Raw genomic sequence first — 12,469 nt, 5'->3', positions numbered from 1 at the left:
TTTATTCTCCAATAACAGGCCTGGTTTGTTGGTCCGAACTGCGTTTGCGCCAAGGCGCGCGCATGAATGCGGACAAGTCATGCCAAGCAAGAGTACGCAAAAAATGGGGCGGCACACCGCTTTGCCTGCGTGTTATTAAGCATCGTAGCCAGTGCAGAAAGCCACCTGTCAAATGCACACAGGTGGCGCATGCGGCATAAATTGCGCCATGGTTTTTGACGAAGTAATGAAGACGGGAGTCAAACCAATAGGTTGGCACCCGGTTCCAGCTTTTCATACCCGTGGTCACCGAACCGATGTGCATCACAGCGCTGGTACGCACGTAATCGGTGCGATACCCGGCGCGCGCGGCCCGTAGGCAGAGATCGGTTTCCTCGAAATACAGGAAAAACGTTTCATCAAAGAGGCCGATCTCATCCAACACGTCCTGCCGCATCATCAGGCTGGCCCCAGCCAACCAGTCAACGGGCCGGGTCTCGGTCGGGATGGGAATGGGCACGATCCGGTTCTTGAACAACCGAGTGACAGGGCCAAAGTTGATACTGCTTTCAAATTCGCTTGCGACAGAAGGAAAGCGGAAGCTTGTCAGGTGCGGCTCGTCGTCATCGCCGAAGATATAGCTGCCTGCAAAACCAGCTTCCGGCGTGGTTTCCAGATGCTCCATCAATATGCGGACGGCGTCCGTAGCAGGGAAGGCGTCGGAATTCAGGATGTAGACGTAGTCCGGTCGCGTCCCATCGGAAAGGCCCGCGCGAATACCTACATTATTGCCAGCACCGAAGCCACCATTGTGCCCAGACTGGATGGTCCGAACGCGACTGTCCTGATCCCAATTTTGTTCTTGAACGCGTTTCGAGATGGCCTCGAACGATCCATCCTGTGAGTCGTTGTCTACAACGATGATTTCTCCTGCGATCCCTTCCATGGCCTTCCGAGCGGCCTCTACCGAGCGCAACGTCATGTCCGCGGTTTTGTAGTTAAGAATAATGGTAAGGAGTACTGGATCAGACATGGCTATTCCGCTGCCTCTTGCAGAGTGCGTCTGAAGTGCAATATTCGGCGTTCTGCGTTTTCAAGGCAGGTTTTCATCTGTGCTGCCAGCACCCGCACGTTCGGTTCCAGCACCATCGAGTCATGGTCTCCGGGCACCTCGAACACCTCGATACTTGGGGCCCAGGGTGTCCAGTCGTTGTCATGAGATAGATAGTAGCGTTCTTGGTGAACCAGCTTCCCAGGCCCCAGTTCCCATTTCCCGACCAAAGGCGGCCGGAACAGGGTCAGGGGGCCATCCCATGGGTGCAAGGGATAGCTGTTGACGCTTTCCAAAAATGCGGCCTCAATCTCGGTGTCGTGGAATTGCTGGCCGGTCTCAGCTGTTTCTTCCTTAGATTGGCGTTTTTGGATTTCCCAGGCGATCCGGTTCTTGGCCCATTGAATGGGGTAGCTTGCGCCCTTGTTCCGCATCTCCTGCAGCTGAATCTTGAAACGATCCGCTTTGCTAAGTGGGTGCCGTACCGGTAGGGGTGTATCCAGCATGACTAGTGCCGCGATCTCTTCCCCGGCCTCAGTGAGCTGACGAGCGATCTCATAAGCCGTGATACCGCCACCCGAGAAACCGCCCAGCATGTACGGCCCCGAGGGCTGTACCTGTCGCATCTCTGCGATATAGTCCTTGGCGGCCTCGCGCAGATCGCGGTGCGGTTCCTCATCACCATAAAGACCGCGCGCCTGTAGGCCGTAGAAGGGACGGTCGGTGCCCACCAGATGCGCCAGATGGCGCAGGTTCAGCACATTTCCGAACATGCCGGCCACCAGGAAGAACGGAGTCTTTGGCCCACCCTCGCCGGAATGCATTGGCACCAGATGGGTGAAGCGACGTTCCGGTGTGGCCGGGGCCGCTGCTGGTGCGTCCCCTTCGTCGCCCTCTTTCGGCACGCCGCGGGCAGCGATCAGGTCGGCGCATTTGCGGATGGTTGGGGCCTCGAACAGGACCGAAATCGGAAAATCCACATTATAGGCTTTCCGGATTTGCGCGAACAGGCGCACCGCGATCAGGGAATGTCCCCCCAGATCGAAAAAACTGTCCTCGACACCGATCTCATCAACACCCAGTAGTTCCTGCCAGAACCCGGCGAGGCGGCGTTCGATGTCATTTTCCGGCGCAACGTAATCCGAGTCCAACTCGGGCCGTTGGAATTTCTGATCCGAGCTTTCGGTGGATGCGCCGCTATCGGCGGCCTGCGCGATCAGTCCCTCCAGATCCAGCGAGGACAGGATGATCTGCGATTGCCCGCTGGCCAGTGCCTTGAAGAACAGGTCCGCTCCTTCTGTCGCCGGAATACCCTGAGACAGGTTGTGACGCAGCCGTTCCTCGGCCGGGGACAGGGGGGCGGGGGCGTCGACCTCAGAGGTGATCGTCGGGGCGCTTTCGGTAAAGGCGAAATCCACCGCATCTTCCATCCGACGGATCGAGAAGCCCTCGACCTCGATACAGATTGTGCCGTCCGGGGCGGCGATGGTGACGTCGAAACTGGCGGCCTCGCCTTCGGCGCGGTTATCGCCCGCGTTGCGGACCCAACTGACGATCTGCGCGGGCAGCGGTGCATAAACGCGGACCGAGCGATACGAGACTGGTACCCAAAGGTGCGAGGCCTGATATCCCGCGATCAGTTCCATCGCCCAGCCCGTGGCCAGATCCATCAGGGCCGGATGCAGGTGGTAGCCTGCCTCGATATCCGTTTGCAAGCCCTCGGGCAGAGCCAGATGGGCCAGACCTTCATCCTGCCCCAGCGCGGTTGAGGTCAGCACTCGCCAGCGCGGGCCGAAATTCAGATGTGCCTCCTGCGGGGATCGCAGACGCCCTGCACCTTCGGCCTGATGGGCCGGGCCGCAACGGGCGGCGATGGCCGCCACATCCAGCGGTGCGGGCGCGATTAACGGCAACAGAGACAAGCTGGCTTGGGCGTTCAGTTCGAACGCATCGTCCGACCCGCTCTCGACCGTTAGGTCATAGCCCACATTGCTGCGCGGCAGGCGCAGGCGGACTTGCTGATCTTCGCTATCGGACACTGCAAGGGGGCGCAGAAAATACAGATCGCGAATTTCAAACGGACCGGTTTCGCCTTGCACGCGCAGTGCCTCAGACGCCAGTTCCAGATAGCCGGTGCCAGGCACCAGAGCATGCCCGGCCTTGGTCCGGTGATCGTTCAGGAACCAGCGGTCATGGGCGTTGTAGGTTGCGCTGAGCAGGCGGTTTCCGGTGTCATCGAATGTTGCCCGATCCAGCATTGGCACATCTGCCGACGTGACCGGCGCAGGCTCGGCAGTGCCGGTCCGAGCCTCCATCGCATCCGCAGCCATGCCCACATCGGCCCAGATGCCCCAGTTGACCGACACAACCTGCGTTTTGTCGCCCGAACGCGCGCGCGCATAGGCGTTCAGGTAGTCATTGGCGGCCACATAATCGACCTGACCCACCGGTGCCGTTGCGGTCGAACTGGACGAGAACAGAACCAGCCAGTCTAGTGATCCATCGGGGAAAATCTGGTCGATGACCTGCGTGCCATGGATCTTGGGCGTAAAGACATCCTCGATCTCCATCATGGTCTTGGTCATGATCGGCGCATCGTCGATCAGGCCAGCCGCATGGATCACACCGTTAATCTGGCCGAATTCCTGCGTGGCGCTTTCGACGCAGCGGCGCATCTCTTCAACGTTGCTGACATCTACCGACATCGGCAGCACTTTGCCCCCGGTCGTTTCCAGCTTTTCGATGGCGCGGATACGGCGGGCCGTCTTGTTCTGCGGGGCCGAGTTGTTGAGCACGGTTTCCCACTGATCCCGTGGCGGTAGGTCTCCACGCGCGAGCAGGACGATATTGGCATTCACCTTCGTAATCAGCGCCTCGGCCAAAGTCAGGCCAATGCCGCCAAAACCGCCGGTGATCAGATAGTTGCCGCCATCGCGCAACGGCAGATCGTCCAGAGACGGTTCTGTCAGAGCCTGCGGGCGATAACCTTGTTCAAAACGCTTGCCCACGCGGATCGCCGCTGTAAACGAAGCGGGCGGAGCCAGCAGGTCTTCTAGCACCTGATCGGTTAGGCCGTCGGGCAGGGCAGGGGTCCGGCGCTTGCCAGCGTTCTGCGGCAGATCGATATCCAGCAGCGCACAGGTCAGGCCGGGGATTTCGCGCGGGATCACGCGGGTCGGGCCGGTGACCGTGGCTTTCTCGGGATAGGGCAGGGCTTCATCCCTCACCTGCAGCGCGCCCGAGCTGAGGACATGAAGGTGCAGGGGCATCGGCAGATCTTCGTCCCCAATGGCCTGCGCCAGGAAGAACAAGCTGTAAAAGCCCTGTTCCAGATTGCGATGGAAGAAACTACCGCCGGGGCGGAAGGTCTCGGCCTGTGTCAGCAGCCAGCCATGCACAATTCGGGTTGGGAGGTGTTCCTGTGCAACCAGATCGCGGATCAGCGCGTCATAACTTTCGCGCCCGCGTTCGGGGGCCAGTTGGTAATGATCCTCGCTGATGCGCGCAAAGGCATCGCCGGGCATGACCGTGACCACCTTGTGACCGGCTTGCTTCAGGCGCTCGGTCAGGTTGGTACACAGCCCAGCCTCATCCGCAAAGATCAGCCAGCTTTCCTGTGCCGCATCCGAGAGATCGCCGGTGACATCCACATCGCAGGCCGCATATTTCGGTGTCCAGGCCACGCGATAGCCCCAATCGGCAGGGTCTTCGGTGCGCATCAGCCATTGGCTGGCTGTCTCGATCTGTGTCGTGCCGGGTTCAATGAAGTAAGGTGAGCGCTGGAAGGCATAGGTGGGCAGAGGCACGCGGTTGCGCCGCGCCTCGCCCCAGATCTGTTCCCAGTCGAACGCGCCGCCCAAAGCCCAGATCCGGCCCAGCATGGCCATGAAATAAGCATCGTCAGCCACATCATCATTTGGGTGACGCAGGCTGCTGATCACCTGATTGGCGTCGACCTTGTCATGCTGTCCGGTCAGAGAGGCCAGCGCCTTGCCGGGGCCGACTTCGATAAAGATGCGCTCAGGGTTCTCGGACAGCGTGGTGATGCAATCAGCAAAATGGACGGTGTTGCGCAGATGGCCGACCCAGTATTCGGGGTCCGTGGCCTCGGCCTCGGTGATCCAGTTGCCACTGCGGTTCGAGGGGAAGGGGATCTGCGGGGCCTTCAACTCGATCGAGCGCAAATAGTCGCCGAATTCCTTCAGAATAGGCTCCAGCATCCGCGAATGTGCGGCGATATCGATCGGGATACGCTGACAGTCGACACCCTGATTGCGCAGGCGGTCCTCCAGATCGTCCAGCGCCGCCTGAGGTCCGGTTGCAACGCTCAGGCTGGGGGCGTTCACGGCACCCAGATCAAGGTCATCGCCAAGTAGCGGCCGCAGATCATCGGCGGGCAGGGGGACGCTCAGCATCCCGCCAGCGGGCACCGTATCAAACAGTTGCCCGCGCAGATGCACCAGACCGATGCAATCCTCAAACGACATCACACCGGCCACGCAAGCGGCGGTGTTTTCGCCCATCGAATGGCCGACCAGAGCGGTGGGCTGAACACCCCATTCCATCCAAAGCTGCGCCAGCGCATATTCGGTGATCATGATCAGCGGCAGCTGCACCGAGGGCGTCTTCAACCGCTCATCCGCAGCCTCTTCCCGGCCCGGTTCAGGCAGCCAGATCGCGCGGATATCATAGTCCAGCTTGGCCTGCAGGATATCCAGACCCCGATCCATCCAATCGGCAAAGACCGGCTCGGTCTCATAGAGGTCGCGCGCCATACCGGCGTACTGAGCGCCTCCGCCGGGGAACATGAAGACATGCTCTGGTGCGTCCGAAATCACCGTATGGGTGAACACCCTACGTGGATCGCTTTCCTCAAGGATCGCGGCGGCTTCTTCATGGGTTTCAGCGACGATAACGCGCCGCTTTTCGAACCCGCGCCGTCCGTTTTTCAGGGTCCATGCGATATCGGCCAAATCCTGATCGGGATTGGCTCGCAGATGTTCGGCCAGTGCCGCACTGTTGGCATCCAGCGCTTTCTTGCCCCGCGCCGAGACCGTAAGGATTTGAAACGGCCAATCTGACGGCTCGGATGCGGCCTGCTCGGGCGCTTCCTCCAGAATGGCATGAGCATTCGTGCCGCCGACGCCCAGAGAATTCACCCCGGCTCGGCGCGGACCTTTGTACGAGACCCAATCGGTCAGAGTGTCATTCACCCGGAACGGGCTGTTCTCAAAATCGATCGCCGGGTTGGGTTTCTCGTAGCCCAGGCTGGGCGGGATCTGTTTGTGATGCAGCGCCAGCGAGGTCTTGATCAAGCTGGCCACCCCGGCGGCGGTATCCAGATGGCCGATATTGGTCTTGACCGAGCCCAGCCGGCAGAAGCCCGTTTCCTGTGTGGTCTCCGAAAATGCCTGTGTCAGCGCGGCCACTTCGATTGGATCACCCAGATAGGTGCCGGTGCCGTGGCATTCGATGTAATCCACCGTGTCGGCTTGAACATCGGCCATCACATGGGCCTCGGAAATCGCGGCGGCCTGACCATCCACAGATGGCGCCAAGTACCCGGCTTTGGCCGCACCATCATTGTTGATCGCCGTGCCGCGGATCACGCCCCAGATATGGTCGCCATCCTCAATCGCATCAGACAGACGCCGCAAAATGACAGCGCCAGCGCCCGAGCCAAAAACAGTGCCTTGCGCGCGATGATCGAAGGCATGGCAATGGCCGTCGGGTGAGAGAACCTCACCCTCTTTATAAACATAACCTCTGTTATGAGGGAGTTCGATCGTAACCCCCCCAGCAATCGCCATATCGCACTCACCGGTCAACAAAGCTTGCGTTGCATAATGCGTTGCGACCAGCGAGGTCGAACATGCTGTCTGCACATTCACGCTCGGCCCCTTGAGGTCGAGGATATGGCTCAGCCGGGTCGACAGGAAATCCTTGTCATTGCCGGTATGGCGCAACAAGAACATGCCCACATCGTCGACCAGATCCCGGTTCGAGCAGACATTGAAATAAAAATAGCTGCCCATGCCGCAGCCTGCGAACACGCCGATAGGTCCGGGAAAGTTTTCAGGCGGATGGCCAGCGTTTTCCAGCGCTTCCCAAGCCACCTCCAGAAACTGGCGGTGTTGCGGGTCCATGATGGCGGCTTCTTTTGGGGAAAGACCGAAAAACTCGGCGTCAAATTCCTCGAACCGATCCAGCGGCGCGGCAAACGGCACATAGTCAGGCCGCTCAAGCAAATGTGGAGTCTCACCGTTCGCAATGAGCTGTTCCCTGCTGAGCTGGTGGATAGATTCCACCCCCTCGCACAGGTTGGACCAATATGCTTCAATCGAAGACGAACCGGGCAAATGCGCGGCCATGCCAACGATTGCGATGTCGCCGTCCCTGGCAGAAATACTCACAGTAGAACCATCCATAAATAAACCGATTTGAGTTTAAGTCCCGCTGTAGGGATTGCCAAACGAAAGTGATGCGTGTGCGCTGAATTTTACGGCCTGTGCTGCCCGCAATCCCCAGCATTATGGTGTAGGGGCCTCATAATGCCAAAAAAAACACCACACGCGAGCTTTGGACCGTGGATTTCCGGGAATGAAAAGCGCTCTTCGATGGTTTCCGAATTCTCTACAATCTGAAGCCAGAAGAATTATTGCGCCAGCCACGGCAAGCCATTTACTGACGCGATTCAACTCCGCTGCAGTTGAGAGTATTCGCTCAGATGCCCGTGGCGCGTACGACTACACCAACCGTCGAATACAGAATACCCAGATCGGTTTTGAAGTTTAGATTGTCGGCGTATGAGGTGTCGAACTCGGCGCGGCTTGCGAAGGAGCTGGAATTGCGCTTGGACACCTGCCAAGATCCGGTCATGCCGGGACGCAGGGTGAAATATGCTACGCCCGGATACAGCTCTTGCTGTTCAGGAAGCATCGGGCGCGGTCCGACCAGGCTCATTTCACCCATCAGTACGTTCCACAACTGCGGCAGTTCGTCCAGAGAAGTCTTGCGAAGGGCATGACCGAACGGCGTGATTCGGGGGTCATTCTGCAGCTTTTGGGTTTCGTCCCATTCCTGCCGAGCAGCCGGGTTTTCTGTCAAATAGTCTTCGAGCAATAACTGCGCGTTCGGAACCATTGAGCGCAACTTCCACATCTTGAAGACTCTTCCACCGCGACCAACGCGGGATTGGGCGTAGAAGGGATTTGATCCGTCTCGCGCAACCATAAGCGCGAGAACCAGTACTACTGACGCCACGATTGGTAGGGTCACCAACACAATGGCCAAATCTATCAGGCGTTTGAATGTGTTGCGGTAGGGTTGAGCGGCGTTTACCGAGGCTTTGCCGGCCTCAACAACTGAACCGCATGTAACGGTGTCGGTGCGAAAGTTCGTATCCTGAATAGACATTTCAACCTTTAACCTTAAGCCAAATCTGGCTTCACCAATTAAGCGGTAACTCAAGGGGACCAAAAAATTCCCCAACACACGAACTACCGTAGACAAGACCTAACACGAAACTGTGCCCTTAGTACGTGAACTAGTTTATACAGTTACAAATAACTTCTCAAAGAGTGAATCGGGCCTGTTCGACATTTTTTCGCCGCATTCGCCGCACAATTGAGCACATTCTCGGGCATTGTTCTCTCTATCGGAAACGGGATCAATTTTGAGTTGAGTTTCAAGTCTTCGCTGAGCCTATACGTGGCGGGCAAATGAGTTTCAGTTGTCTATGCTTAAACGAGATCGTGTTTTCGAGGTCGAATCGCCCATTTTTTAGTCGCGTATCGAAAGCCCGTGAACACCATATGCTATTTGGCAAAACTGAAGTGAGTTGATGCCAGCCGAAACGACGCCGCCGTCGTCTTTGCTTTCGTTCTTAACTCAAAAGCAGTTCGAGATATGCGCCATAGGTAGATTTTGCGAAGAGCTTCGCGCGATCGGCTAGAGCGTCATCACTGATCCAGCCATTTGCCCAAGCGATTTCGTCTAGACTTCCGGTTTGCATACCTTGCCGGTCGGTTAAAGTGCGGACGAAATTACCTGCATCCAAAAGTGACCCATGGGTGCCAGTGTCCAGCCATGCAAAGCCGCGACCCATCGTTTGGACATCCAAACGCCCTTCGACCAGGTAAGTTTCAAGTAGCGACGTAATTTCAAGTTCGCCGCGAGCAGATGGTTGCACCTTGCGGGCGCGAGCCGGTGCTTCTGAATCGAGGAAATACAGCCCGGTAACTGCATAATGCGAAGGCGGCACGCTGGGTTTCTCGATTATGGCGCATGCTTTGTTGTTGTCGTCGAAGTCGACTACGCCGTAGCGCTCGGGGTCGGTCACCCGATATGCGAAGACGGTGCCACCTTGATCTAGCGCGTCAGCAGATCGCAAAAGGTCGGGCAAACCATGACCAAAGAAAATGTTATCTCCTAAAATCATTGCCGATGGTGCACCTGCCAGAAACTCTTCGGCAAGGATATAGGCTTGCGCCAAGCCATCCGGCGAAGGCTGCGTCAACCATGTCAGGGAAAGACCGTATTGGCTGCCATCGCCCAATAGGCGTTGGAACTGTTCTTGGTCCTGCGGAGTCGTGATGATCGCAATCTCTCGGATGTTCGACAACATCAGAACACTGAGCGGATAGAAGATCATCGGCTTGTCATAAATGGGCAAAAGCTGCTTTGAAACGGCAATGGTGGTTGGATAAAGCCGAGTTCCCGATCCACCGGCAAGGATAATGCCTTTGCGTTGCATAGTTCGTCCTTTCAAAACCTAGCGCCTGCCACTTCCAAGTCGGCCAAAACTTGGGTCAGGCCGGTTTGCCAATTGGGCTGAGAAATGCCGTAGATATCCTTGATCAGCGAACAATCGAGGCGCGAATTCGATGGTCTTTTGGCCGGGGTGGGGTAGTCCACGGTCGGGATATCTTCGATTTGAGCGGTCAATCCTGCCTGCGAAACCACTTCGCGCGCAAAATCTGCCCAGCTGACGCTTGGAGCGCCGGAATAATGTAAGATGCCGCCTTCAGTCGTGCGCGCTTTCGCGGCGATCAAAAGAAGAGCCTCGGCAATATCCGCGGCAGGCGTTGGTCCTCCGATCTGGTCCGCAACGACAGTAAGTCTGTCGTGAGTCTCGGCTAACCGTAGAATAGTTTTGACGAAGTTCTTTCCGTGCGACGAAAAAACCCAACTGGTCCGTAGAACAGCGTACCAACCTCCGGTTTCGGCGATTTGGCGTTCTCCGTCGAGTTTGGTGCGGCCATACACCCCAAGTGGTCCGGTGGGGTCGGCCTCAGACCTGGGTGCCTCGCCGGATCCGTCAAAAACATAATCGGTAGAGAGGTGGAGAAACGGCAGACCGCACTCGGCTGACGCCTGCGCCATAGCACCCGGAGCGTCTCCATTGGCCAACTGAGCCAGCTCCGGTTCGTCTTCGGCTTGATCCACCGCAGTATAAGCGGCAGCATTGATGATCACCTCAGCATTTGTGCCTCGGACTGCTTCCGCGCACGCTGCAGGATTGTACAAATCAACCTGAGATCGATCCAAGGCTTCAAGGATAATGCCCTGTCGGCGCGCGTGCCTTCGGAGTTCAGTCGCTACTTGACCTCCATGGCCAAAGACCAATGCTTTCATTGCGCAATACCGAGCCGTTCACCCACGCCGCTGCGGGCCTGCAATGCACTTAGCCAAGCGCTATTGTCCAAGTACCAGCGTACGGTTTGTTCAAGGCCCTTTTCGGGTGTGTAGGACGGGCTCCATTTTAGCTCTTCTCGCATGCGTGTTGGATCAATGGCATACCGACGGTCATGCCCCGGCCGGTCTGCGACAAATTTGATCTGGTCAGCGTAGGGAGTTGTGTGTGGTTTCAATCGGTCGAGAATAGCGCAGAGCATTTTTACCAAGTCGAGATTGGTCATCTCATTCTCTCCGCCAATGTTGTAGCTGCGCCCAATCGCACCTTTTTCCAGAACCAATAACAGCGCTTCGGCGTGGTCTTCGACATGCAGCCAGTCGCGAATGTTATCGCCAGCGCCATAAATGGGAATGGGCTTTCCCGACAGCGCGCTCAGGATTACCACGGGGACCAGTTTTTCCGGAAACTGATAGGGGCCGTAGTTGTTAGAGCAATTGGTCAGCACGACGGGCAATCCAAAGGTTTCGTGCCAGGCTCGGACAAGATGATCTGAGCTCGCCTTTGAAGCTGAATAAGGTGAGTTAGGCCGATAAGGGCTGTCTTCGGTGAAAAAACCTGTCTCACCCAAGGAACCAAAAACCTCATCGGTAGAGATGTGGTGAAAACGGAAGTTCTCGGGACGGCCTGAAGTCACCCAAAAATCGCGTGCCGCCTCAAGCAGCACGTAGGTCCCAGTCACATTGGTTTCGATAAAGGCGGCGGGTCCGTCGATAGAACGGTCCACATGACTTTCGGCCGCAAGGTGCATTATCGCACATGGATTATGCTTGCGCAAAACGCCAGACATAGCTTCTGAATCGCGAATATCAGCATGTTCAAAAGTGTAGTCTGCTGAGTCAGCCACTTCAGCCACATTATCGAGGCAGGACGCATAGGTCAGAGCGTCGACATTCACTACGGAATGGCCGTCAGCAATTGCACGCCGTATCACAGCAGAGCCGATAAAGCCTGCGCCGCCTGTGACTAAAATCTTCATAAAACATCCTCGAACCTGAACGGGGAATCAAAATCTCTCAAAAGCAGGGCTCTGATATCTTTATCGGATACTTTGATTTCCGCCACGTCGAGGGGCCAATTAATTCCAATATCAGGATCATCCCACCGTATGGCACCCTCTGTTTCCGGAGCGTAGGTATTTGAGCACTTGTATACGATCTCGGTGTCCGGCTCCAATGTCATGAAACCATGGGCAAAACCCTCGGGAACCAATAGCATCTGCCCATTGTCAAAGCTGAGTTCTGCGCCGACCCATCTGCCAAAAGTGGGGGAACCTTTGCGGATATCTACGGCCACGTCGAACAATCGGCCGCGCCCGCATCGCACGAGTTTCGCCTGAGCCATTGGCGGAGCCTGAAAATGTAGTCCGCGTACGGTTCCAACAGTTGCTGACAGGGAATGGTTGTCCTGTACGAAAACTGTTTCGATCCCATGGCTGACAAAGCTGTCCAGGTTATAGGTTTCTTCGAAAAAACCACGATCATCGCCAAAACGCCGAGGTGTAATCAGTTTTATATCAGGAATACCAAGAGGCTTTATGTCCATGGATTTGAATCTCTCCTTTTGCGCGCCGGCTCATCACTCGGCAGCGCTCAGACAGTTGTTTCTATCACATAAGCCTTTGTCAATGAACCGAAAAATGAACCGACTGTTCAGATGTCAGCGAGGACGAGAGACTAAGAGTTTGCTCTGGCAGAAAATCCCAATTGATTTCATCGATCCGAGATTTGGCCTTCGGTCGTTTG

7 protein-coding genes are annotated in these 12,469 nt (G+C 56.8%); all 7 read right to left on the bottom strand.

Annotated features, from left to right (window positions below):
• Position 1 precedes the first annotated feature (1 nt).
• The 7 genes from ACP15L_RS14310 to rfbC all read right to left on the bottom strand — a co-directional run bounded on the left by ACP15L_RS14310 (position 2) and on the right by rfbC (position 12,269).
• Positions 2 to 1,012: a glycosyltransferase family 2 protein gene (locus ACP15L_RS14310; RefSeq protein WP_425084689.1), complete on the bottom strand. Its 1,011-nt coding sequence runs from the start codon at positions 1,010 to 1,012 to the stop codon at positions 2 to 4.
• 2 nt (positions 1,013 to 1,014) lie between these two features.
• A complete protein-coding gene (locus ACP15L_RS14305; protein ID WP_425084688.1) occupies positions 1,015 to 7,458 on the bottom strand; it encodes a type I polyketide synthase in 6,444 nt (2,147 codons plus the stop codon).
• 295 nt (positions 7,459 to 7,753) lie between these two features.
• The gene (locus tag ACP15L_RS14300; RefSeq protein ID WP_425084687.1) at positions 7,754 to 8,446 is read right to left on the bottom strand and encodes a sugar transferase; all 693 of its coding nucleotides are present in this window, start codon (positions 8,444 to 8,446) and stop codon (positions 7,754 to 7,756) included.
• Between the two features lie 469 nt (positions 8,447 to 8,915).
• Positions 8,916 to 9,785: a glucose-1-phosphate thymidylyltransferase RfbA gene (gene rfbA, locus ACP15L_RS14295; protein ID WP_425084686.1), complete on the bottom strand. Its 870-nt coding sequence runs from the start codon at positions 9,783 to 9,785 to the stop codon at positions 8,916 to 8,918.
• An 11-nt stretch (positions 9,786 to 9,796) separates the two neighbouring features.
• A complete protein-coding gene (gene rfbD, locus ACP15L_RS14290) occupies positions 9,797 to 10,666 on the bottom strand; it encodes a dTDP-4-dehydrorhamnose reductase (RefSeq protein ID WP_425084685.1) in 870 nt (289 codons plus the stop codon).
• Positions 10,663 to 11,703: a dTDP-glucose 4,6-dehydratase gene (rfbB, locus tag ACP15L_RS14285; protein WP_425084684.1), complete on the bottom strand. Its 1,041-nt coding sequence runs from the start codon at positions 11,701 to 11,703 to the stop codon at positions 10,663 to 10,665. The genes rfbD and rfbB overlap by 4 nt, the downstream gene beginning before the upstream one ends.
• Positions 11,700 to 12,269, bottom strand: a complete 570-nt coding sequence (gene rfbC / locus ACP15L_RS14280; RefSeq protein ID WP_425084683.1) for a dTDP-4-dehydrorhamnose 3,5-epimerase — start codon at positions 12,267 to 12,269, stop codon at positions 11,700 to 11,702. The genes rfbB and rfbC overlap by 4 nt, the downstream gene beginning before the upstream one ends.
• Between the last annotated feature and the right edge of the window lie 200 nt (positions 12,270 to 12,469).

It is taken from the genome of Ruegeria profundi, from assembly GCF_049800715.1.
Classification (GTDB): domain Bacteria; phylum Pseudomonadota; class Alphaproteobacteria; order Rhodobacterales; family Rhodobacteraceae; genus Ruegeria; species Ruegeria profundi_A.
Note: the sequence above shows the minus strand (reverse complement) of the source record. Positions and strands in the feature narration are given on the sequence as shown.